Source organism: Streptomyces sp. NPDC092045, assembly GCF_044756005.1.
Taxonomy (GTDB): Bacteria; Actinomycetota; Actinomycetes; order Streptomycetales; family Streptomycetaceae; genus Streptomyces.
In genome coordinates this window covers 796,660-818,381 of record NZ_JBIVSC010000001.1, presented here as the reverse complement: position 1 = coordinate 818,381, position 21,722 = coordinate 796,660, and the positions used below count along the sequence as shown (strand labels likewise).

Sequence of the window (21,722 nt, the reverse complement as noted above, 5' to 3'; positions counted from 1 at the left end):
ACCGAGAGTGAAAGGGGCTCAGCCGTTGAACCGCCACGATGACACGACCCTCGGTCTGCCGGGACAGGTCGACCTGGTCACCGCCGCAGGCGTCGACCACGTCCGGCTCGTCTACGACTACCTCGACGCCGGCGACCTGGACTCGTGCGCCTCCCTGCTGCACGACGGCGTGGTGTTCGAGCTGCCCGGCATGCCCCCCGTCCGGGGCCGTACGGCGGTCCTGCGCGCCCGGCTCGGACACACCCCGCCCAGGGGCCGCCACGAGATCGACCGCCTGGTGGCCCAGAACCGCAGCGTGGTGGCCGCCGGCCGGTGCGTCGACCCGGACGCCGGCGGGCGGGAGCTGCACTTCGTCGACTTCTTCAGCATCACCGACGACGGCATGGTCCTCGCCTGCACGCGGTACTACCACGTGGCGCCCTGACCGGACCGGGGCGGGCCGGAAGGACCTGTCCGAAGGTCCCGGGCCCGGGGGCCCTGGGTACCTGCCGCCGGGTCCGCGGGGAGGGGGAAGGTGGGCACGACGGCCCGATGCCACGCGCGACGGCCCCGGAGACCCAGGAAGGAGCGGCGAGGTGCGCGGATGCCCGGACACGAACCGGACCGGACCGGCCGACGCGGCCCGTACGACCGGCACGGCGGCGCTCACGGCCGGTACGGCGGCCCGTACCACCGGTACGGCGGCCCGTACGACCGGCGCGCCCCCCGCTGCCGGGGCGGTCCGCACGGCCAGGACGGCCGACACGGCCGGCCGGGCCGGTGCGGCCGAACCCGCCCGCCCCGGCCACCGCGGCCCCCGCCGCCCGGCGGAGTTCCGTTACCTCCTCGGCCGGGCGCTGCCCTTCCTGGTGCTGGTGGCCGCCCCGCTGGCCGACGTCCTCACCGCGCCGGAGGAGCGGTTCGACCGCTTCCTCGTCGCCGCCCCCGCGCTCGCCGCGGTGACCCGGGGCGTCCGGGGGACGCTCGTGGTCGGCGCGCTGGCGATGGGGACGACCGCGCTGCTCGCCCTGGGCCGGGGCGACCGGCTCCTCCCCGCCCTCCTGGCCGGCCAGACGGTCCTGGCCGTCGTCACCCTGGCCGCGGCCCTCTCCAGCCAGGCCCGCCGGCGGCGGGAGGTGGAGCTGCGCCGGGTGAGCGAGGTCGCCGAGGCCGCCCAGCGGGCGGTGCTGCGTCCGCTGCCCCGGCGCGTCGGCGACGTCGGCCTGCGGCTGCTGTACGAGGCGTCCGCGGCCGGCGCGCACGTCGGCGGCGACTTCTACAAGGCCCTGAAGGTCCGGGGCGGCGTGCGGATCATGCTCGGGGACGTCCAGGGCAAGGCGCTCGCGGCCGTGGAGGCCGCCTCGCTGCTGCTCGGCTCCTTCCGCGAGGCCGCGTACACGGCCTCCGGCCTGCCCGCGATCGCGGAGCGCCTGGAGGCGAGCATGGCCCGCTACGCGGAGAGGGCGCCGGAGTCGACGGCGGCCGACCGCTTCGCGACCGTCCTGCTCGCCGAGATCCCCGACGACGAGCCGGTCGTACGGCTCCTGAGCTGCGGCCATCCGGCCCCGGTCGTCCAGCGCGGCCCGGTCGTGCGCACGGTCGAGCTGTCCTCGCCGTCCGTGCCGGTCCACCTGCCGGTGCCGGTCGACGCGCCCTTCACCGTGGACGAGGTGCCGTTCGCCCCCGGCGACCGGATGCTGATGTTCACCGACGGCGTCAGCGAGACCCGGGACCGCCACGGCGCCTTCTACCCCCTGGAGCGGCGGATGCGCGACTGGGCGGCCGAGCCGGCCGACCGGATCCCCGGCCTCCTCCAGGAGGACCTGGCCCGCTTCGGCGCCCGCGGTCTCGACGACGACACGACGGCCGTCCTCGTGGTCCGGGGCGGGGCCGGGGAGGAGTCCCGTCCGTCGCACGAGGACCATCTGGTCAGCGCCTGAGGGACCCGGCCCCGGCACGGGACGCCGCGACCGCGTAGGGTCGGCCCGCCCGTCGACCGAAGCCCCGAGGAACCCGCCATGGACCTGCTCCCCTTCTCCGCCGACCACGCCGCCGCGGTGGCGGGCTGGCCCGCCTCGGCCCGGGAGGTCCTCCTGTGGTGCGGACGCCGGGAGTTTCCGGTGACCGGGGAGACGGTGGCCGGATGGCAGGAGGACCGGGAGGTCCACGGCCACGTCCTCGTCGGGGACGACGGGGCCGTGCTCGGGTACGGCGAGGTGTGGACCGACGCCGAGGAGGACGAGGCCGAGCTGGCGCGCATCGTCGTGGCTCCGGAGGCGCGCGGCCGGGGCGTGGGGCGGGTGCTGGTGCGGGCGCTGCTCGACCGGGCCCTCGGCGCCGGTTTCGACGACGTCTTCCTGCGGGTCCACCCGGACAACACCGGCGCGCTGCGCTGCTACGAGGGGGCGGGCTTCGTCCGGGTCGCCCCGGAGGCGGCGTCCGAGTGGAACGCCGTCCAGCCGGTGGCGTACGCGTGGCTCACCTGGCCCGGGCAGCACGTGACGGACACCCCCTAGGGGCCGTCCGCAGGCGGGCGGGTGGCGACGAGGACGCCGATCTTGTCGATGCGGTGCTCCGGGTTGCCCAGGGCGTCCCGCCAGTGGTTGCCGGCCGCGTCGTCCTCGGGCGTGGCGCAGGTGGAGAGGGTGATCATCGCCCGGGTGGGCTTCTCGCCCGGCTTCCCGGGGACCGGGGCGCGCTGCTCGGCGAGGGAGCCGGCGGACCGGAAGGACGTCGAGCGGGTGTCGACGATCCGGTACTCGTAGACGGCGTCGTCGGCCGTCACGACGACCGTGTCGCCCTCCTCGACCTCGGGGAGCAGGCGCAGGGGCCCGCCGGCCGAGAGCCGGTGCGCGGTCACGAGGTAGTTGCCGACGTCGCCCGGCCCGACCCCGCCCCGGTCGCCGTGGGGGCTCGCCGCCACCCCCCGGTCCTGGATCCGCGTACCGGCCCGGTCGTCGCTGGTGCCCTCGTACGGCAGGACGGGCAGGCCGGCCACGCCGATGGAGGGGACGTCCAGCTCGGCGCGGCGCGGACGGGCCTCGGGAACGGGCGGGGGAGACGGCTCGGCGGGGGCGGTCGTCGCCGTGACGGGGCCGGTACGGGGAGTGGCGGAGGGGGCCGTCGTCGGCTCGCGGACCGTGGGCGGGGCGGTCGTGGCGCCCGCCGGGCCGCCCGGGAGGGGGCCGCAGCCGAGGGCCACGAGGGCCGCCGCGGCAATCGCGACGGGGAGGGGCGTGCGACGGGTTCGTGTCATGGGGGACGAGCCTTCCGGTGACGACGTGCGGCTCACCGGGAATTGTCCCGTAAAAGGCGCCCCGGGGGTACTGGATCATGCGCGGGCCCCTCCCCCGGCCGCACGGGGGCCGGCACGGGCACGGCCCGGACGCCGTGGAACGGGCGTCCGGGCCGTGCGGTGGCCGTGCGGGGAGTGTGTGCGCGGGTCGTCGGGTCAGGGCAGGCGGTGGTCCTCGTTCAGCACGACACCGCGTTCGGGGCGGTAGAGGTCGAAGCCCCGGGTGTCGCACTGCAGGCCGCCGACGATGCAGTGGTCGACCAGGGCCTTGAGGGTGCGCTCCTCCCACGCGTTGAAGAAGTCGTAGTGGAAGGAGTAGCCGCGGCCGCTGGCCAGGCGGACCTGGCTCATGTCGCCGTTGACCGGCCACGCCATCTTGAACTCGATCATCGGCAGGGCGACCGGGTGGGAGGCCGGGCACATGTTGTCGTTGGTGCCGGGCTTGACCACCGGGTAGGCCATGTGGCTCTGGTGGTTCGGGGTGTCGAGGTACTTCCCGTCCCAGCAGCTGGGGGCCTGCATGCGCAGGTTGAGCTGGACGTCGGGCCGGCTCGGACAGCTCGCCGGGATGTCGGTGTTGAAGAAGCTGTCACCGCACTCCCAGCCCTCGACGAACCCCTTGTGGGACCGGAACTCCTGGGCGGTCTGCATCGGGTTGCCGACGACGAACCGCAGCCCCTTGGGGAAGGGCCGCACGCTCCGGTAGTCGGTCACGCCCGCCTTGTAGTAGATGACCTGCGGGCCCACGGGCAGGATCTTCTGGTCGCCCTTGTAGAGCGAGGGCATCCAGTACGCGGAGGCGTCCGCGGGCGCCTTGCAGGTGGTGTTCCCCCCGTAGAGCGAGCCGGTGGTGCTGGCGGCGTCGGTGGAGGTGTTGCCCATGAACGTGTGGTCGTGGGACTTCCCGAACTGGCCCGGGTAGACGATCGGGTCGTCCGGCGCGGTGTGGGTGACGGAGCAGCCGGCCTGGAACTCGTGGTGGTAGGCCGGGGGCGGGGTGGCCGTGGAGGGGACGACGCCGGTGACCTGGGGTACGGCCGGGATGTAGCCGTCCCCGTCGGCGTCGTCGCCCGAGGCCTGCGTGGAGGCGGCCATCCGGTGGCCGGTGTGGTTGGCCGCCGCGGCGACGGCGGAGGGGACGCCGGCCGCCGGGTCGGAGGCCGAGGCGATGGTGCCGATGCCTAGGGCGCCGGCGATGAGGGCGGTGCTGACGAGGAGTGCGGAGAGCCGCTTCGGACTCGATCTCATGGGGATCTCCTGCCCGTGGGGGTGGTTTCGCGTGGGCGCGGGAACGCCACGCGGCTGGTGGGGTGTGTGTCCCGTGCGGTGGTGCCGGGGCGGCGGGGCCGAGCGGCGGGCCCCGCCGCCCGTCAGGGGGGTCCGGCTCCGTCAGCTGTAGACGCCGAACTCGTGGAGCGAGTAGCCCCAGCCGGTGCCGCGCGCGGTGAGCCGGAGCTTGACGTGACGGGCGGTGGTGGCGGTCTCGACGGTGTCGATGTCGCCGTTGCCGGTGGTGGTGGTGTGGACGGTGCGCCAGGTCGTGCCGTCGTCGGAGACCTGGACCTCGTAGGACTTGGCGTAGGCCGGGTCCCAGACGAGCTGGAGCCGGTTGACGGGACGCACCGAGCCGAGGTCGACCTGGATCCACTGGGGGTCGCTCCAGTCGCTGGCCCAGCGGGTGGAGGCGTTGCCGTCGGTGGCGTTGGACGCGGGGCAGGGGCAGTCGCCGTACGAGGCCTGGGCGGAGGAGGCGGTGGTGGGCCTGCCGAGGGCGATGTTGGTGCCGGCGACGGGCGGGGCGACGACCTTCACGGACTTGGTCTCGATGCCGGCGTTGCCGCGTCCGTCCTCGGCCTGGACGTAGACCTTCCACACGCCGAGCTTCTCGGGCGCGGTGACGGCGAAGGTGCCGTTGCCGGTGGAGCGCCACTGCGCGTCGACGAGCCGCTTGTCGCCGTTGGCGTAGTTCCCGCTGAGGTAGATCTTGGGGGTGACCGGGTCCCCGTCGGGGTCGCGGATGTCGGCGCGGACCGTGAACTCGCGTCCCGCCGGGGCGGCGGAGGCCGGGCTGACGGTCATGTTCGTGATGACCGGCGGGGTGTTGTCCCCGGTGGTGGAGCCGGTGTAGGCCTTCTTGACGGCGTAGTACGAGAGGCGCTTGAGGCCGTCGGGGAGGAGGTTGAACCAGACGCCGCCGAAGTCGTGTTCGAGGCCGTAGTGGAACATCGTCGCGCCCAGGGCCACGCCCCGGTGCCCGGTGACGCAGTTCCAGGCCTTGGTGTAGCCCTCGGCCTTCTGGACGTCGGTCGGCTCGTCGGGGACGCCGTTGACGTCGTCGGGCACCTCCCACTCACCGGCGTTTCCCGTCTCGGTGATGAGGTACGGCTTGGTGTACCCGCCGTCGATCCAGTCCTGGCGCACACCGCAGATGTCGCCGTACGCGTTCATCGAGTACAGGTCGAGGTCGGGCGCGTTGCGCTTGTAGTACGGCCAGGCGCCGGTCCACGCGTCCGTCGAGGTGACGGGGTGGTCGGGGTCGATGGAGTGGATCCTCTTGGCGACGTCGTTGACGAAGGTGGTGTACGCGTTGCGCTGGGCCTCCAGCTCGGTGCCGCCGTAGCAGTTCTGGAGGCCGAGGACGGACTCGTTGCCGACGTTCCACATGAGGGTGGCCGGGTGGGACTTGTAGGTGTCGACCCACTTGGCGAACTCGGTGAGCATGGTGTTCTTGTACGCGGTGTCCGTCACGTAGTTGACGCAGCCGCCGGAGCCGGGGCCGCCGCCGGGCTGGAGCCAGAAGCCGTTCATCACCTTGAGGCCGTTGGCCGCCGCAGCGTCGAGCAGGGGCTTGCTGGAGGCGTCGGTCCCCCAGGTCCGGACGGTGTTGACGCCCATGGACCTCAGGTCGGGCATGTAGCGGGGGGCGTCGGCCATCGACGGGCCCCAGGTGAGGCCCTTGACCGTGTACGGCTGTCCGCCGACGGTCAGCTGCCAGTCGCCCTGCGAGCCGGTGACGCGGACGGCGCCGCCGGGGCCGGGCTGGGTGGTGCCGCCGTTGCCGTAGACCCGGAACTCCCACAGGGAGTAGCCGTATCCGGTGGCGCGGGCGACGCCCTTGAGGCGCACGTAGCGGCCGGTTCCGGAGAGCGTCAGGTCGTCGGTGCCGCCGTCGCCGGCGGTGACGGACCTGGCGGTGCGCCAGTCGGTGCCGTTGTCGGAGAGCTGGATGTCGTAGGCCTTGCCGTAGGCGCCCTCCCAGTTCAGGACGACGCGGCTGACGTCCGCGCTCGCGCCGAGGTCGACCTGGATCCACTGGTCGTCGCTCCACTGGCTGGCCCAGCGGGTGCCGGTGAGGTCGCCGTCGACGGCGGCGGAGGCTCCGTAGGCGGCGCCCTCGGTCGAGGAGGCGGTGGCGGTCTTCCCCTGGGAGAGGAGGGTCTCGGCGGCGGTGGCGGGCGCCGCGGTCAGGACGGTGGCGGAGGTGGCGAGGAGGGCTCCGAGGGAGACGAGCGAGGCCGCGGTGCGGGCCCGCCTCCGTGGGGTCGGGGCGGTGGTCATGGGGGCTCCTGGACGGGCGGTGGAGGGGATGGCCTTCCGGACGGCGCGGCGGGGACCTGGAACGCCGCCCGGAAGGAGTGGGGGGCCGGGACGCGCCGGTCGGGCACGTCCCGGCGGGACCGTCAGGGGAAGGAGACGACGGTGGAGGGCACGGTGGAGGTGCCCGCGGGGATGGTGGAGGCCCCGGTGTCGTTGATGACGTGGTTGTAGTGGCCCATGCCGCCGAGGGAGACCACGAGGAGGCTGTGGAACTTCACCCCCGGCTTGACGGGTGCCTTGAAGCCGTGGTCCTGGACGATGGTCGGGTCCACGTTGTAGTTGCAGTAGCTGCCGAGGCCCCACGCCTCGTGGGTGTTCACGGAGTCGTCGACCCGGTAGGCGGCGTAGCCCTTGGTGGAGCCGTTCTGGATGGCGGCCTGGTTGGGGGCGTCGTACGCCTTCTCGTTCTGGTAGAAGATCGTGCGGCCGCGCTCGCCGTACCACTCGACGTCGTACTTGTTGAAGTGCTCGACGAACAGGCCGGTGGCGAGCACGTCGTCGCCGTTGACCCGGACGCCGTAGTCGGCGCGGTTGGTCTCCCAGCCCCAGCCCTCGCCGTGGTCGGCGCGCCAGACCCAGGTGTGGTCGATGATGGCGTCGTCGCTGTTGACGACCACGCTGGTGGTGGCCTTGCCGGCGTGGGCGCCGCCGATGCGGACGTAGACGTCCTGCACGGTGGTGGGGTTGGCGGCGTGGTCGGCGGAGGCGTTCTGCGGGCCGAGCTCCAGCAGGGTCGGGGAGTTGACCGGGCCGGCGTCGATCAGGAAGCCGGCGAGGCGGACGCCGTCGACGTCGGCGACCTTCATCGCGGTGACGCCGTTGTCGGGGACGATCGTGGCGAGGCCGAGGCCGAGCACGATGGTGTTGGCGCGGTTCACGTTGATGGCCTGGTCGACGTGGTAGACGCCCGGGGTGAACAGCAGGTGCAGGCCCTGGGCCAGTGCCTGGTTGATGGTGGCGGCGGTGGCGCCGGGCTTGACCACGTAGAACTGGTTCAGCGGGATGGACTCGCCCTGCGGGGTGCCGTTGGCCCAGCTGGTGCCGCGGGCGTTCACGCGCTTGGCGGGCGCGAAGACCTTGTACTCGTTGCCGTCGAGGTAGAGGTAGGGCTTCTCGCGGGAGATCGGGGTGGTGTCGAGCGTGGTGTAGCGCGGCTCCGGGAAGGAGGTGGCGGGAGCGCCCTGGACGCCCGAGAAGGTCTGGTTCCACACGCTGTTGGACCAGCCGCCGATGGAGCTGTCGCGGGTGTACCACTGCTGCTGCGAGTAGTTCCCGATCTGGCCGTCGATCTTCGAGTCGGCGATGTAGCCGCCGCTGGCCCAGCCGTAGCCGTTGGGCGCCAGGTTGAGTCCGCCCTTGACGTGCATGCGGCGGAAGGACGACGCCTGCGAGACGGCCCAGCGGTTGGTGCCGTTGACCGGGTTGAGGGTCAGGCCCTCGGCGCCGCGCCAGAAGTTCTGGGTGGCGTTGCCGTTGAACCAGCCCGCGTCGACGGTCACGTCGCCGTTGATGGTGGTGTCGCCCGGACGCAGTCCGAGGCCGGCGATCTGGGTGTAGAAGCCGATCTGGGCGTTGAGGTTGTCGTACGTGCCGGGCTTGAAGAGGAAGGCGTGCCGGCCGGAGCCGAACTGGGCCGACTCCTGCTGCTGGAAGACCTGGTCCAGCTTGCCCTGGATGTTCGGGGTGGAGGGGTCGATGACGTGCACGTTGGGGCCGAGGTCGCCGCCGCCGGGGAGGGTGGGGCCAGTGGTGTCGGTGGTGCCGTACACCTGGAACTCCCAGAGGGAGAAGCCGTATCCGGTGGCGCGGGTCACGCCGTTCATGCGGACGTAGCGGCCGGTGCCGGAGAGGGTGACGTCGTCGGTGCCACCGTCGCCGGCGGTGACGGTGGTGACGGTCCGCCAGTCGGTGCCGTTCTCGGAGGCCTGGATCTGGTAGCTCTTGCCGTAGGCGGCCTCCCAGCTCAGGGTGGCGCTGCTGAGCGTGGCGCTGCGGCCGAGGTCGACCTGGAGCCACTGGGCGTCCTGCCACTGGCTGGCCCAGCGGGTGCCGAAGTCGCCGTCGACGGCGGCGGACGCGGAGAAGGCGGCGCCTTCGGTGGAGGAGGCGGTGGCGGTCTTCCCCTGCGAGAGCAGGGTGGGGGCCGCTTGGGCCGTCGTCGCGGGGGCGAGGGCGAGCAGGCCGCCGGCCAGGGACGCGACGAGTGCGCCGACGGTGGCCCGTCGGACGGCTGGGGCGGGACGCCGGAGGACCGGCGGGGACCCGACGGAGGACATGGGTCTCCTCTGGGATACATGGGGGAAACGTGGGAGAGCGCTCTCCGAAACCTTGCCTGCAGGGCGAGTTGACGGTCAAGGCGTGTGACACGACTTTTCTTTTGGCTTTCATTAAGTCACGACACGGATGGGTTCCAGCCGGACCCGGTCCGTTCCCCCACCGGACACGCGACACCGTTAAAGTGCGGAGGTGGGGAATCGAGTACCGACTCTGGAAGACGTCGCACGTGAGGCGGGGGTGTCGCGCGCCACGGTGTCCCGGGTCGTCAACGGGGTGCGGAACGTGGCCCCCGACATCCAGCGGAGCGTGCGCGACGCCATCGCGCGCACCGGTTACGCGCCCAACCAGGCCGCCCGCTCCCTGGTGACGCGGCGGGCCGGGGTCGTCGCCCTGGTGCTCTCCGCGACGGACGGGGCCTTCGCCGCCCGGGTCTTCTCCGACCCGTTCTTCGGACGCGTCGTGGACGGCGTCCTGCCCGTGCTGCGCGAGCGCGCGATCCAGCCGGTGCTGCTCGTCTCCGAGTCGGAGCGGGCCAGGACCCAGCTCGTCGAGTACCTGCGGCAGGGGGCCGCCGACGGGGCGCTCGTGGTGCCGCTCGACGACGAGGACCCGCTGCCGTCGATGCTCGTGGCGGCGGGCCTCCCCACGGTCCTCTTCGGCAGGCCCGGCGGCGGGGAGCGGTGCGGCTTCGTGGACCTCGACAACGACGCGGGGGCGCGGCTGGCCGCCGAGCACCTGTGGGCCGCGGGACGGCGGCGCCCGGCCACCATCGCCGCGCCGGTCACCGCCCCCGCGGCGGCGGCGCGCCTGGACGGCTTCCGCCGGGCGTTCGCCGCCCGCGGCGTGACGGACGTGCCCGTCGTACGGGGCCTGTTCTCGGTCGACAGCGGCCGGACCGCCATGGCCGAGCTGCTGGCGGAGCACCCGGACCTCGACGCGGTGTTCGCCGCGAACGACCTGATGGCGCGGGGCGCCTGCGAGTACCTGCGCGAGCGGGGCGTGGACGTCCCCGGCGCGGTGGCCGTCGTGGGCTTCGACGACTCGGTGGTCGCGCGCGGGGCGCGGCCCCGGCTGACCACCGTGCGCCAGCCGGTGGAGGGCATGGCGGCGGCGATGGCCGGGCTCCTGGTCGAGGAGCTGGAGGGCGCCCGGTCCGGCCCCGCCTCGAAGGTCTTCGAACCGGCCCTGGTGGTGCGGGAGTCCGCCTGACGGATCCTGGGGTCGGCCGGGGCACCGCCGGGGGCCTGTCGGCCGTGACCCGCCCGACAGGCCCCGGGCGGTGTCCGGCGGACCGTGCGACCGATCGGCCACGGCCACGGCCACGGCCAAGCCCGTCACGTACGCTGGGGCCGATCATGAGCGCATACAACATCTACGCCGGGTTCCGGGAGCGGGAGGCCCCTGCCTCCGCCCTCGCGCAGGCCCTGCGGGCAGAGCTCGAAACCGCTTTCGGGATCGGGTTCACCGACCACGACACCGGCTTCGCCTCGTCCTTCACCTGGGGTGACGGGGACCGCTGGTTGACCGTTTCGGTTCCGGCGATTCCGGACAGGGACGAGCCCCACCGCTCCCGCCCGGCCCGGATCACCGCCCACCGGACGGACACGGACGCCTTCGCGCACCAGGTCTTCGAGGCCCTGGACGCGACCGGCCGCTACTCGCTCTTCATGATCGAGGACGACTGGCGGCTGGTCCGGACGAACTCGGACCTCGCCCGCGCCCAGTGGGACGAGGCGCAGGGCGACTGAGCCCCGCTCCGTACTCCTCGGCGGATCCGGTTCCGGCCGAGCCCGTTCCCCGTCCGAAAGGTCACCCCGCTCCCGACGACCGGAACGGTCCACCGGGGGGCGGGCCACACGCCCTAGGGGGCCAGGGCGTCCAGCAGGGCGAGCTGTTCCGTGACGCGGCCGGCGGACCAGGTGTCGAGCCAGGTCGCGAAGCCGCCGTCGTAGGCCCGGGGGACGGCCTCCACGCGCATGACGAGGGCGAGGTGGATCCGGTAGAGGGCGAGCCGGATCCGGGCTCCGGCGCCGAGGACCGGGAGGGGCGCGACGGAGCGGTAGCCGGCCATGAGGTCGGGGTCGTCCTCGGCCGCGCCCAGCGGGTCGAGGCCGACGAGTTCGGCGAGGGGGTCGCCGAAGAAGGCGCGTTCGCCGTCGATGAGGCCGGCCAGGCGCCATCCGCCGTCCCCGGTCCCGCCGAGGAGGACGTTGCCCTCCCAGGCGTCGAAGTGGACGAGGGCGGGGCGGCGGACCTCCGCGAGCCGACGGCCGAACCTCAGGGGCAGGTCGGCGAGGTCACCGGCCGGGGCGGGCAGGGCGACGCCGAACCGGTGCGCGTCGGCGAGGACGGCGCGCAGCATGGCGGTGAAGGCGGTGGGCCAGTCGGGGGCGGAGAGGCCGGCGGCCGGTCGCGGGTAGCCGTGGGCCGGACCGGTGACGGAGGCGGTACGGGCCAGGGCCTCCCCCAGTTCGCGGCGGAGCGCGGCGCGTTCGGCCGGGGCGATCCGGTCGCGGGCGGCGTCCCAGGTGGTGCCGTCGAGGTGGGAGAGGAGCAGCCACTCGGCGGGGGTGCGGGGGCCGGCGGGCTCGTGGTGGAGGACGGCGGGGACCCGGACGCCCGCGCCGGCGGCGAGGCGGTGGAAGAGCGCCTCGGTGCCGAGGAGGCCCCGCTCGTACGTGAGGGAGGGGGTGCCCGCCGGGGGCGCGGTCTTGAGCACCAGGCTCCGCCCGTCGGCGAGTTCGAGCAGGCGGACGGAGTTGAAGAGGCCCCCGCCGAGGGCGGTGTCCCGGACGGCGGTCACCGGTCCGAGGGCGTGCCGCAGCCGTTCGGCGGCGTCGTCGGTGCCGGTGCCGGGCTCCGGTGGACGGGACATGGGCGCTCCTTGCGGGGAGGAGGGACGGGGGAACGCGCGTCGGCCTCCGGAGGTCCGTCCCCGTAGTGTCGGGGCGGTCCTCCGGAGGCCCGGGACGGTGCGCGGGTCAGCCGGCGGTGGCCTCCCGGTGGGCGCGGATGATCTCCGCGTACCGCCGGCCGCTCGTCTTCACGGTCCGCTTCTGCGTGGCGTAGTCGACGTGGACGAGCCCGAAGCGCTTGTCGTAGCCGTAGGCCCACTCGAAGTTGTCGAGCAGGGACCAGGCGTAGTACCCGGCGAGCGGGACGCCCTTGCGGACGGCGCGGGCGCAGGCCGCGAGGTGCTCCTCCAGGTAGGCGGTGCGCTCCGGGTCGTGGACGGCTCCGTCGGGGCCGACGGCGTCGGGGAAGGCCGAGCCGTTCTCGGTGACGTACAGCTCGCGCACGCCGTAGTCCTCGGTGAGCCGCAGCAGGAGGGCCTCCAGGCCGCCGGCGTCGATCTGCCAGTCCATGCCGCTGCGGGGCACGTCGGGCAGGCGCACCTCGCGGGCGTACGGGACGGGTCCCTCGGGGTCGTCGGCGACGGTGACCGGGAAGTAGTAGTTGAGGCCGTGCCAGTCGAGCGGGGCGGCGATGACGTCCGCGTCGCCCGGCTTCTCGGGGAGTTCGACCCCGTACAGCTCGCGCATGTCCGTCGGGAAGCCGCGGCCGTGGACCGGGTCGAGCCACCAGCGGTTGGTGTGGCCGTCCATGCGGGCCGCGGCGGCGAGGTCCTCGGGCCGGTCGGAGGCGGGCGCGACGGTGGAGTGGTTGGTGACCAGGCCGACGCGGGCGCCGGGAGCGGCGGCGCGCAGGGCCTGGGTGGCGAGGCCGTGGGCGAGCAGCAGGTGGTACGAGGCGCGGACGGCGGCCGTGAGGTCGGTGAGGCCCGGGGCCATCCGGCCCTCCAGGTGGCCGATCCAGCCGGAGCAGAGCGGCTCGTTGAGGGTGGCCCAGCGGGTGACGCGGTCGCCGAGGCGCTCGGCGACGGCGGTGGTGTAGGCGGCGAGGTGCTCGGCGGTCTCGCGGGCGGTCCAGCCGCCGCGGTCCTGGAGGGCCTGCGGCAGGTCCCAGTGGTAGAGGGTGACGGAGGGGGTGATGCCGGCGTCGAGGAGGCCGTCGACGAGCCGGTCGTAGAAGTCGAGCCCGGCCTTGTTGACGGGTCCGTCGCCGCCGGGCACGACGCGGGGCCAGGCGACGGAGAGCCGGTAGGTGTCGGCGCCCAGCTCCTTCATCAGGGCGACGTCCTCGGGCCAGCGGTGGTAGTGGTCGCAGGCGGTGTCGCCGTGGTCGCCGTTGTCGATCGCGCCGGGGACCCGGGAGAAGGTGTCCCAGATGGAGGGGGCCCGTCCGTCCTCGGTGACGGCGCCCTCGATCTGGTAGGCGGAGGTCGCCGTGCCCCAGGCGAAGGACGGCGGGAAGGCGTCCAGGTCGAGCGCGGGGCGGGAACCGGTGGATTCGGACACGGGGAACCTCTTCGTGGTCGGTGTGGAGAGGGACGTCACTTGACCGCACCCGCGGTGAGGCCGGCGACGAGGTAGCGCTGGAGGAGCAGGAACCCGACGACGACGGGGACGCTCACCACGAGGGAGGCGGCCATCACCTGGTTCCAGTAGACGTCGTTCAGCGTGGCGTAGCCCTGGAGCCCGACGGCGAGGGTGCGCGTGCTGTCGGTGGTCATGACCGAGGCGAAGAGGACCTCGCCCCAGGCCGTCATGAAGGCGTAGATCGCGACCGCGACGATGCCGGGCGTCGCGGCCGGGATGATCACGCGGAACAGCGCCTTGATCGGCCCGCAGCCGTCGACCTTGGCCGCTTCGTCGAGTTCGCGCGGGATCGAGTCGAAGTAGCCGGTCAGCATCCAGATGGAGAACGGCAGCGAGAAGGTCAGATAGGTGAGGATCAGGCCTTCGCGGGAGCCGAACAGGGCGATGCCGGTGGCGTTGCCGAGGTTGACGTAGATGAGGAAGAGCGGCAGCAGGAAGAGGATGCCGGGGAACATCTGCGTCGAGAGGACCGTCACCGTGAAGACCCGTTTGCCGCGGAAGGAGTAGCGGCTGACGGCGTAGGCGGCGAAGATCGCGACGATCACCGAGAACACCGTGGCCGCGCCCGCGACGACGATCGAGTTCACGAAGTAGTCGGCGAGCGGGACGGTCTCCCAGATGTCGAAGTAGGGCCGGAGCGTGAGCCCGGAGGGGATCCACTCGAACTTCCCCGAGACGTCCTCGAGGGGCTTGAGGGAGCTGGAGACCATCATGTACACCGGCAGGACGACGAAGCCGGTGAGCAGGGTGAGGAAGATCCGCCGGGCCCAGAGGAACGAGCGGGGCGCCGCCATGGGCGACCGGACGGCCGTGCGCCGGGCTGCGTGCTCAGACATCGGAGGTCTTCCTTCCGCGGGTGGTGAGCAGGAGGTAGACGCCCGTGACGACGAGGAGGAAGAGCAGCAGCAGGACGGACATGGCCGAGCCGGTGCCGAAGTTCCACGTCTGGAAGGACGACTGGTAGATGTGGAGCGAGATCAGGTCGGCGGCTTCGGGGGCCGCCTTGCCGAAGAGCACGAACGGCGTGTTGAAGTCGTTGAACGTCCACAGGAAGAGCACGAGGACGAGGACCTGGTTGACGGAGCGCAGGGACGGCAGGGTGACGTGCCGGATCTGCTTCCAGACGCCGGCGCCGTCGAGGGCGGCGGCCTCGTACATGTCCCGGGGGATGTTCTGGAGTCCCGCCATGACGGTGAGGAAGGCGAAGGGCCAGCCCTTCCAGACGGAGACGATCAGCAGGGCCCAGAAGCTGTTGTCGCCGATGAGCCAGAAGGCGGGGCTGTCGCCGATGCCGAGCTGGTCGTGCAGGACGTGGTTGATGACGCCGTTGTCCCGCTGGAACATGAACGCCCAGGTGATGACGGCCGCGTAGACCGGCAGGGCGTACGGGACGAGGAACAGGGTCCGCAGGAACGCCCGGCCGCGGAAGTTCTCCTGGAGGAAGACCGCGGCGGCCGTGCCGAGGAGCCAGCACAGGCCCACGGACAGGACGGTGAACAGACAGGTCGTCAGGAAGGACTTGAGGAGCGCCTGTCCGACGGGGGCGTCGAAGTCGATCGCGACGCTGTAGTTGTCGAACGCCGTCCAGGGCGCCTCGGACCAGTTCCGGATGTAGAACTGGGTGAGCTCGCGGAAGCTCATGGTGATGCCCATGAGCATCGGGACGAGGTGGACGAGGAGTTCGAGGAGCAGGGCGGGCAGGAGCAGCAGGTACGGCAGTGCGACGCGGCGGCGCCCGGAGCGGCGCGGGGTGCGCGCCTCTCCGGGTGCGGCCTTGCGCACCGCCTGCTCGGGGGGCTGAGCGACGGCGGTTCTGGTCATGGTGGGGCGGCCTACTTCTTGGGCATCTGCTGCTGGGCCTTTTCGAGCTTGGCCCGGACGGACTCCGTGGTGACCGGGCGGCCGGCGGCGGCGTCGGCGAAGAGCTCCTTGACCGCGGTGCCGACGACGGTCTCGAACTGGGACTCCTCGGGGACCTGCGGCAGGGCGGCGGCGCTGGTGGAGAGGGTGTCGCGGATGACGGTGAGCGAGGGGTCGGCGAACGCGGCGTCCTTCTGGGCGCCCTTGACGGGCGGGACCGAGCCGTACGCCTTGTTGAGGACGATCTGCTCCTCGTCGCTCGTCATGTACTTCACGAACTTCAGGGCGCCGTCGAGGTTCTTGGTGTTCTTGAAGACGGCGAGGTTGATGCCGGCGACCATCGAGTTGGTCTGCCTGCCCTGGCCGGGCTTGCCGGACGGGACGGGGGCGGGGGCGACGCCCCACTCGTCGGGGCCCATGCCCTGCGCGGAGAAGGTCTGCGACGGGGTCTGCCACAGGACCATGCCGGTCTTGTTCTTGGCGAAGTCGCTGAGGGACTGGTTCTGGGAGTACTCGGCGTTGCCGGGGGCCACGATCTTCTGGACGGCCATGAGGTCGACGTACTGCTTGACGGCGGCGACGGCGCCGTCGGAGGTGAAGTCGGGCTTGCCGTCGGCGGTGAAGAAGTCGGCCCCGTGCTGCTTGGCGAGGACGAAGACCTGGTGGATGTTGTTGGAGAGGTTGGAGCCCTCGACCCCGATGCCGGCGTTGCCGTTCCCGCTGAGCTTCTTGCCGGCCTCGGCCACCTCGTCCCAGGTGGTCGGCGGCTGGGCTATGCCCGCGTCCTTGAACATCTTCTTGTTGTAGTAGAGCGCGTAGGCCATGGAGTAGAGCGGGACGGCGGCCGGGTCCTTGCCGGGGGCGCCGGTGGAGCCGAGGGCGGAGTCGACGAAGCGGTCCTTGCCGCCGACGGCCTCGAAGTTCTTGGCGTCCCAGGGCAGCAGCGCCCCGGTGGACTGCAGGGAGGCGCTCCAGGTGTTGCCGATGTTGAGGACGTCGGGGCCCTGGCCGGAGGTGGTCGCGGTGAGGATCCGGTTGAGGAGGTCGGACCACGGGATCACCTCCAGCTTGACCTTGATCCCGGTCTCCTTCTCGAACTGGTCGAGCTCGGGCTGCAGGACCTTCTTGTCGACCTCCAGGCTGGCGCCCTGGTTGGAGGCCCAGTAGGTGAGGGTCTTCGGGGACGACCCGCTGTCTCCTCCCCCGCCGCAGGCGGTGGCGGTGAGGACGAGGGAGAGCGTGACGGCACCGGTGACAGCGGCTCTGATTCTGCGCATGGCTCCTGGGCCCTTTCGGGGACGAGGGAAGGGCCGGTACGGGGAGCCCCTGGACCGCTCTCCGTGACATCGGCTTAATTTAGGATGTGAGTTAAACCCCATGAGAAGGTCGCGTCAAGGCTTGTACTGCGGGTATGTTGAAACGAACGACATGAGAGACGGGGACCAGAGTGCACGCGAGAAGTGGCCGCACGGTGCGTGACCTGCGGCGCGAGAACCGCACCGCCGTTCTGCGCAGGCTGTACTTCGACGGACCGATGAGCCGCCTCACGCTCGGCCCCGCGACCGGGCTGAGCTCCGGCTCGGTCAGCAACGTGGTCGCCGAACTCGTCGCGGAGGGCCTGGTCGAGGAGGCGGGCAGCGTCGACTCGGCCGGCGGGCGCCCCCGCACCCTCGTGCGCATCACGCCCGGCAGCGGCTTCATGATCGGCGTCGACATCGGCGAGACCCGGATCAGGATCGAGCTGTTCGACCTCGCCCTCACCGAACTCGCGCGCGCCGAGCGCCCGTTGGCGAGCTCCGGACCGCGCACCGCGCGGTACGACGTCGACCTCGTCGTGGCGCACCTGCGGGAGGGCATCGCGGAGGTGCTGCGGACCGCGGAGGTGCCCGCCGAGCTCCTGCTCGGCGTCGGGGTCGGCGTGCCCGGCATCGTGGCCCGGACCCCGGAGGACGGCGCGGTCGTGCACGGCCAGACGGTCGGCTGGGACGCCGTGCCCCTGGAGCGCCTGCTGCGCGAGCACGTGGAGCTGCCCGCCTCGGTGCCGTACTGGATCGACAACGGCGCCAAGACCCTCGGCCAGGCCGAGATGTGGTTCGGCGCGGGGCGCGGCGCGCGCAGCGCCGTCGTCGTGCTCTTCGGCTCCGGCGTCGGCGCCTGCGTGGTCACCGACCCCATGGGCCCCGGCCGGGCCCTCGAATGGGGCCATCTGACCGTACGGGTGCGGGGGCGCCGCTGCCGCTGCGGCTCGCAGGGCTGCCTGGAGGCGTACGCCGGCGCGGAGGCGCTCCTGGAACGCTGGCGGGAGGCGGGCGGGCGGCCCCCGGAGGGCGCGGACGAGGAGACGGCCCTGACGGCGATGCTCGCCGCCGCGTACCCGGCCGGGGCCGGGACCGGTCCCGACGCCACCGCCCTCGCGGTCCTGGAGGAGACCGCCGAGTTCCTCGGCGCGGGTTTCGCCGACCTCATCAACCTCTTCCAGCCCGAGCGCATCCTCGTCGGCGGCTGGGCCGGACTCCAGCTCGGCGCCCGCTTCCTGGAGACCGTCACCGGCTACGCCCGCGCGTACGCCCTGCGGTACCCGGCCAGCCGCACCGGCATCGGCCTGGGCACCCTCGGCCCCGAGGCCGTCACGGTCGGCGCGGCCCTGCTGCCCCTGGTCGACTTCTTCGCCCAGGGCGGCCGCCGCCCCGAGACCGAGCCCGCCCCGCCCTCACCGGCCTGGCAGACCGCCCTGCGGGACCGCGTGTCGCCCTGAACCGGCGGGGCGGCGCCCTCGCCGCGTCCGGATGGCCCGCCCGGACAAACCGTCCGATACTGAACGCATGGCAGAGAAAACGGCGAAAGAGCACCCGCCGTCGAGCGTGACGGTCAAGGGGCGGGACGTCCGGCTGCGCACCCTCGGCCTCCTGCTGCTCGCGGCCCTGGCGATCTGGTTCATCGCCGCCAACACCGGCTCCGTCACCATCCGCCTGTGGGTCCCCGAGGTCACGCTCCCCCTGTGGACCGTCCTCGCGGTCACCCTGCTCGCCGGGATCGCCCTGGGCCTGCTCATCGCCCGCCGCCGCGCCCGGCGCTGACCGCCGCGCGGTACGGCTTCCCGTGGGCGGGGACGGCGTGCGCTCCGTCGCTCACGCCCCTCCCCGCCCCTCGGCTCCGGCGCCCGCGCCCGCCGTCGTCCCGCTCAGCGGCGGTCCAGGAGGGCCCGGGTCTCGCGGTCGACCTGCCGGGCCTCCCCGGTGGGCACGACGAGGACCGGGACCCGGGCGCCGGGTTCGCTGACGACCTCGGGGCGTTCGGCGACGAGCGGCCGCAGACCGCCGGTGAGGCCGAGCACGGACAGCCCGGCGCACACCTCCTCGCGCACCTCGGGCTGGTCCTCGCCGATCTCGCCGGTGAAGACCAGGGCGTCGAGCCGGTCCAGGGACGCGGCCGTCGCGGCGATGCCACGGCGGCAGTGGTGGGTGAAGACGTCCAGGGCGAGCGCGGCCCGCCCGTCGCCCGCCGCCCGGTCGCGGACGAGGTCGCGGGTGTCGTCCGAGGTGCCGGAGAGGCCGAGCAGTCCGGACTCGTGGTTCAGGGCGTCCTCGACGGCGTCGGCGGTCAGGCCGTGCCGGGTCTGGAGCCACGTCAGGGCGCCGGGGTCGACGCTGCCGCTGCGGTGGCTCATCACCAGGCCCTCCAGCGGGGTGAACCCCATGGTCGTGTCGACGCTGCGCCCGTCCCGCACGGCGCAGGCGGAACAACCGCCGCCGAGGTGCGCGATCACCAGGCGGAGCCGCTCGGGCGGGCGGCCGAGGAGTTCGGCGGCCCGGTCCAGCGCCCAGGCGTAGGACAGTCCGTGGAAGCCGTAGCGGCGCAGCCCGTACTCCTCGCGCCACGCGGCGGGCACCGCGTACTCCCGCGCGGCGGCGGGCAGTCCGCGGTGGAACACGGTGTCGAAGCAGGCGACGTGCGGGACGTCGGGCAGCAGGTCCCGGGCCGCGTCCAGGACGGCGAGGGCCGGCGGGACGTGCAGCGGCGCCAGGTCGGCCGCCCGGTCCAGCCGGGCGCGGACGTCGTCGTCGACCCGGGTGTGGTCGCGCAGTTCCGGCCCGCCGTGGACGATGCGGTGGCCGACGGCCACCGGGGCGGGCGCCCCGTCGAGCAGCCGCCGCAGGGCGTCCGGGGCGCCCTCGTCCGGCGGGCCGTCGTCGCGGTGCTCGGCGAGGACCTCGCCGTCGCCGCCGAACACGGTCAGGCGCAGGCTCGACGATCCCGCGTCGGCCACCAGAACGGGACCGTCCTCGGGTACGGCCATGTCGTTCCTCCCGCTCGGCACCGGTCGTCCGGCCCGTCAGGCCAGGGAGGCGATCAGGTCGTTGCACGCCCGTTCGCAGCGGCGGCAGGCCTCGGCGCACACGCGGCAGTGGTCGTGCCGGCCGGCGTGGCGCTCGCACTCCTCGGCGCAGGCCCCGCAGACGGTGGCGCAGGCCTCCAGGACCGCTCGGGTGACGCGGGCGTCGTGGCCGGTGCGGCGGGAGAGCACGGCGGCGGTGGCGGCGCAGACGTCGGCGCAGTCGGCGTCGGTGCGGATGCACGCGGTCAGCTCGCCGACCATCTCCTCGGACAGGCAGGCGTCCGCACAGGCGGTACACGCCTGCGCGCAGGCGAGGCACGCCTCGACGCAGCGGACGAGCTTCTCGCGGTCCACCTCGCCGAGATCGGCGGGGAAGGCGTCGAGCATGTCCTTCACCGTGGTGGTCACGGGTGCCTCCTGAGGTTCGGTCCTGGACGGCGGTCGCCGCCCTGTACGCGTAACACCGGAGAAGGAACGGGAAACCTCCCTTCGGCCGTCCGCCCGCGGCCGGTCGCCCGGGTTCCGGCGCGCGACGGCCGACGCGACGGTCCTGGCACCGGCGTTCACGGAGCCGCCGAGGAGGCCCGTCGCACCGCACGCGGCGTGCCCCGAGTTCCCCGATGCCCCCGCGACGGCTCCCTCCTCGCCGTAGAGTCGCGTCGGGGGAGGAAGCATGCGAACTGCGGTACGGGTGGGGATCGTCGGCGGTGCGAGCGCCGTGCTGGCCGGATGGGTCTGGGCGGCCGCCGCCGGCCGGGCGCCGGTGACGGTGGTGGCGCTGCCGGTGGTCGGGGCGGTGTGGCTGCTCGTCCTCCTCCACCACGGATACCTGATCGGACGCGAGTGGGCGCACCGCCGGCGCCGCCGGAACAGCCGGGAGCGCCGGACGGCCTGGGCCCCCGCCGCCGGCGTACGCCCCCCGGTCGACTACCCGAACGTCGTGCGGCGACCGCCGGGCGACGCCCCGGTGGACCACCAGGGGCGCTACCGGGTCACCGGCGTCCGGCTCGCCGTCCTGCCCCTGCTGGCGGTTCTCCTCCTCACCGCGCACACCGTTCTCCCGGCACGCGACGACGGCCTCGGCATCGGGTTCGTGCTCGCCGAGTGCCTGCTGCTCGGCGCGCTGGTGTGGACGGTGTGGACCGAGCAGCAGCCGTCCCTGCCCTGGGTCACCAGCCGGGTCCGGGCCGAACTCTTCCGCCGGGAGATGTTCCTGATCCTGGCGGGCGTCGGACCCTACCTGGGCCGCACGGACCAGGAGGTCGAACTGGTCCGGGACGCCCGGATCGGCCTGCTCGCCGACGCCGGTCCGGCCGCGCTCGACCGGTTCGCGCACCTCACCGACCAGGATCCGGACGGCGGGGAACGGGACTGGCGGGACGAGGTGTGGCGCCGGGCCGACGACCCCGCGGTCCTGGTCCGCGGAGACCTCGCCGACCTCGGCGACCGGATGCGCACCTACCTGGACCACCGCATCAGGCGCCAGCGGCTGTTCATGGAGCTGGCCGCCGAGAAGTGCGAGCGTTCGGAGAGCGTGCTCGGCCGGACCGTCAAGGGCGTGGTCCTGGCGGCCGTCGGGGTCGCCGTCTCGTACGCCGTGCTGCTCGCCGCCGTGCCCGACGGGCAACGCCCTGCCACCCCCATGGCGTTGATCGCGGTCCTCGCCGCCGGCCTGCCCCCGCTGTGCAACTCGGCGCTGGCCGTGCAGAACCTGCTCGCCGGACAGCGCCTGGCCGTCTCCTACCGGGAGACCCGGCTGGAACTGCTCGGCCACGAGAACGCGCTGCGCCGACTGCTCGGACGGTCCGAGGACCCCGAACTCCTGTGCTCCTTCCGGGCCTTGGCCGTACGCACCGAGGCGACCCTCACCGAGGAGCTGCGCCGCTGGCGCATCACGGTCGCCAAGCCGGAATTCGACGCGGGTTTGTGAAACCCCCCA

The 21,722-nt window shown here is 73.3% G+C and carries 19 protein-coding genes; 8 read left to right on the top strand and 11 right to left on the bottom strand.

All coding sequences use genetic code 11. From position 1 onward, the window contains the following. Positions 1–25: 25 nt before the first annotated feature. The 3 genes from ACIQKA_RS03800 (at position 26) to ACIQKA_RS03790 (ending at position 2,495) form a co-directional block, all read left to right on the top strand. Positions 26–424, top strand: a complete 399-nt coding sequence (locus tag ACIQKA_RS03800; protein WP_383153227.1) for a nuclear transport factor 2 family protein — start codon at positions 26–28, stop codon at positions 422–424. Between the two features lie 151 nt (positions 425–575). Beyond that, on the top strand, positions 576–1,919 hold the full coding sequence (locus ACIQKA_RS03795) for a PP2C family protein-serine/threonine phosphatase (RefSeq protein ID WP_402539859.1): 1,344 nt from the start codon (positions 576–578) through the stop codon (positions 1,917–1,919). A 78-nt stretch (positions 1,920–1,997) separates the two neighbouring features. Next, positions 1,998–2,495: a GNAT family N-acetyltransferase gene (locus ACIQKA_RS03790; RefSeq protein ID WP_390106814.1), complete on the top strand. Its 498-nt coding sequence runs from the start codon at positions 1,998–2,000 to the stop codon at positions 2,493–2,495. Here the strand turns inward: ACIQKA_RS03790 and ACIQKA_RS03785 are convergent. From ACIQKA_RS03785 to ACIQKA_RS03770, 4 genes are all read right to left on the bottom strand, one after another. Then, entirely contained in the window at positions 2,492–3,235 is a 744-nt protein-coding gene (locus ACIQKA_RS03785) for a class E sortase (protein ID WP_383153235.1), read from the bottom strand. The genes ACIQKA_RS03790 and ACIQKA_RS03785 overlap by 4 nt on opposite strands. 195 nt (positions 3,236–3,430) lie before the next feature. Next, positions 3,431–4,522 carry a DUF1996 domain-containing protein gene (locus tag ACIQKA_RS03780; RefSeq protein ID WP_383153238.1) on the bottom strand — a complete coding sequence of 364 codons (1,092 nt, stop codon included), beginning with the start codon at positions 4,520–4,522 and terminating at the stop codon, positions 3,431–3,433. Positions 4,523–4,663: 141 nt separating this feature from the next. After that, the gene (locus ACIQKA_RS03775; RefSeq protein WP_402539858.1) at positions 4,664–6,832 is read right to left on the bottom strand and encodes a discoidin domain-containing protein; all 2,169 of its coding nucleotides are present in this window, start codon (positions 6,830–6,832) and stop codon (positions 4,664–4,666) included. Between the two features lie 122 nt (positions 6,833–6,954). Next, positions 6,955–9,147 (bottom strand): discoidin domain-containing protein, encoded by a 2,193-nt coding sequence (locus tag ACIQKA_RS03770; RefSeq protein WP_402539857.1) that lies wholly within the window; start codon positions 9,145–9,147, stop codon positions 6,955–6,957. A gap of 190 nt (positions 9,148–9,337) precedes the next feature. Between ACIQKA_RS03770 and ACIQKA_RS03765 the strand changes: the two genes are divergently transcribed. Together ACIQKA_RS03765 and ACIQKA_RS03760 are read left to right on the top strand one after the other, a co-directional pair. After that, positions 9,338–10,357, top strand: coding sequence for a LacI family DNA-binding transcriptional regulator (locus tag ACIQKA_RS03765; RefSeq protein WP_383153245.1), 1,020 nt, complete (start codon positions 9,338–9,340; stop codon positions 10,355–10,357). Positions 10,358–10,503: 146 nt separating this feature from the next. After that, positions 10,504–10,896 (top strand): hypothetical protein, encoded by a 393-nt coding sequence (locus ACIQKA_RS03760; protein WP_383153248.1) that lies wholly within the window; start codon positions 10,504–10,506, stop codon positions 10,894–10,896. Positions 10,897–11,009: 113 nt separating this feature from the next. On the opposite strand, the gene ACIQKA_RS03755 is transcribed toward ACIQKA_RS03760, so the two are convergent. The 5 genes from ACIQKA_RS03755 to ACIQKA_RS03735 all read right to left on the bottom strand — a co-directional run bounded on the left by ACIQKA_RS03755 (position 11,010) and on the right by ACIQKA_RS03735 (position 16,724). Next, positions 11,010–12,023: a phosphotransferase gene (locus tag ACIQKA_RS03755; protein WP_390106819.1), complete on the bottom strand. Its 1,014-nt coding sequence runs from the start codon at positions 12,021–12,023 to the stop codon at positions 11,010–11,012. Between the two features lie 106 nt (positions 12,024–12,129). After that, entirely contained in the window at positions 12,130–13,506 is a 1,377-nt protein-coding gene (locus ACIQKA_RS03750; RefSeq protein WP_383153253.1) for a GH1 family beta-glucosidase, read from the bottom strand. Positions 13,507–13,541: 35 nt separating this feature from the next. Continuing rightward, entirely contained in the window at positions 13,542–14,381 is an 840-nt protein-coding gene (locus ACIQKA_RS03745) for a carbohydrate ABC transporter permease (RefSeq protein WP_402540243.1), read from the bottom strand. 34 nt (positions 14,382–14,415) lie between these two features. After that, positions 14,416–15,408: a carbohydrate ABC transporter permease gene (locus ACIQKA_RS03740; RefSeq protein ID WP_383444535.1), complete on the bottom strand. Its 993-nt coding sequence runs from the start codon at positions 15,406–15,408 to the stop codon at positions 14,416–14,418. An 11-nt stretch (positions 15,409–15,419) separates the two neighbouring features. Next, positions 15,420–16,724: an ABC transporter substrate-binding protein gene (locus ACIQKA_RS03735; protein WP_383153257.1), complete on the bottom strand. Its 1,305-nt coding sequence runs from the start codon at positions 16,722–16,724 to the stop codon at positions 15,420–15,422. A 170-nt stretch (positions 16,725–16,894) separates the two neighbouring features. Here ACIQKA_RS03735 and ACIQKA_RS03730 point away from each other — a divergent pair, with 170 nt between their 5' ends. Both ACIQKA_RS03730 and ACIQKA_RS03725 read left to right on the top strand, forming a co-directional pair. Next, entirely contained in the window at positions 16,895–18,202 is a 1,308-nt protein-coding gene (locus tag ACIQKA_RS03730) for an ROK family protein (RefSeq protein ID WP_383444533.1), read from the top strand. A gap of 67 nt (positions 18,203–18,269) precedes the next feature. Next, positions 18,270–18,524 (top strand): lipopolysaccharide assembly protein LapA domain-containing protein, encoded by a 255-nt coding sequence (locus ACIQKA_RS03725; RefSeq protein ID WP_383430762.1) that lies wholly within the window; start codon positions 18,270–18,272, stop codon positions 18,522–18,524. Between the two features lie 104 nt (positions 18,525–18,628). On the opposite strand, the gene ACIQKA_RS03720 is transcribed toward ACIQKA_RS03725, so the two are convergent. Beyond that, positions 18,629–19,744: an acetate/propionate family kinase gene (locus ACIQKA_RS03720; RefSeq protein ID WP_390106824.1), complete on the bottom strand. Its 1,116-nt coding sequence runs from the start codon at positions 19,742–19,744 to the stop codon at positions 18,629–18,631. A gap of 36 nt (positions 19,745–19,780) precedes the next feature. Then, on the bottom strand, positions 19,781–20,191 hold the full coding sequence (locus ACIQKA_RS03715) for a four-helix bundle copper-binding protein (RefSeq protein ID WP_383153267.1): 411 nt from the start codon (positions 20,189–20,191) through the stop codon (positions 19,781–19,783). A gap of 265 nt (positions 20,192–20,456) precedes the next feature. Between ACIQKA_RS03715 and ACIQKA_RS03710 the strand changes: the two genes are divergently transcribed. Next, positions 20,457–21,713, top strand: coding sequence for a hypothetical protein (locus tag ACIQKA_RS03710; protein ID WP_402539856.1), 1,257 nt, complete (start codon positions 20,457–20,459; stop codon positions 21,711–21,713). Positions 21,714–21,722 lie beyond the last annotated feature (9 nt).

Excerpts from the sequence above, each read along its gene's own strand:
- ACIQKA_RS03725 (WP_383430762.1), top strand. The coding sequence starts at position 18,270 with ATGGCAGAGAAAACGGCGAAAGAGCACCCGCCGTCGAGCGTGACGGTC.
- ACIQKA_RS03770 (WP_402539857.1), bottom strand. The coding sequence starts at position 9,147 with ATGTCCTCCGTCGGGTCCCCGCCGGTCCTCCGGCGTCCCGCCCCAGCC.
- ACIQKA_RS03780 (WP_383153238.1), bottom strand. The coding sequence starts at position 4,522 with ATGAGATCGAGTCCGAAGCGGCTCTCCGCACTCCTCGTCAGCACCGCC.
- ACIQKA_RS03720 (WP_390106824.1), bottom strand. The coding sequence starts at position 19,744 with ATGGCCGTACCCGAGGACGGTCCCGTTCTGGTGGCCGACGCGGGATCG.
- ACIQKA_RS03790 (WP_390106814.1), top strand. The coding sequence starts at position 1,998 with ATGGACCTGCTCCCCTTCTCCGCCGACCACGCCGCCGCGGTGGCGGGC.
- ACIQKA_RS03735 (WP_383153257.1), bottom strand. The coding sequence starts at position 16,724 with ATGCGCAGAATCAGAGCCGCTGTCACCGGTGCCGTCACGCTCTCCCTC.
- ACIQKA_RS03745 (WP_402540243.1), bottom strand. The coding sequence starts at position 14,381 with ATGGCGGCGCCCCGCTCGTTCCTCTGGGCCCGGCGGATCTTCCTCACC.
- ACIQKA_RS03710 (WP_402539856.1), top strand. The coding sequence starts at position 20,457 with ATGCGAACTGCGGTACGGGTGGGGATCGTCGGCGGTGCGAGCGCCGTG.
- ACIQKA_RS03740 (WP_383444535.1), bottom strand. The coding sequence starts at position 15,408 with ATGACCAGAACCGCCGTCGCTCAGCCCCCCGAGCAGGCGGTGCGCAAG.
- ACIQKA_RS03785 (WP_383153235.1), bottom strand. The coding sequence starts at position 3,235 with ATGACACGAACCCGTCGCACGCCCCTCCCCGTCGCGATTGCCGCGGCG.
- ACIQKA_RS03755 (WP_390106819.1), bottom strand. The coding sequence starts at position 12,023 with ATGTCCCGTCCACCGGAGCCCGGCACCGGCACCGACGACGCCGCCGAA.
- ACIQKA_RS03760 (WP_383153248.1), top strand. The coding sequence starts at position 10,504 with ATGAGCGCATACAACATCTACGCCGGGTTCCGGGAGCGGGAGGCCCCT.
- ACIQKA_RS03775 (WP_402539858.1), bottom strand. The coding sequence starts at position 6,832 with ATGACCACCGCCCCGACCCCACGGAGGCGGGCCCGCACCGCGGCCTCG.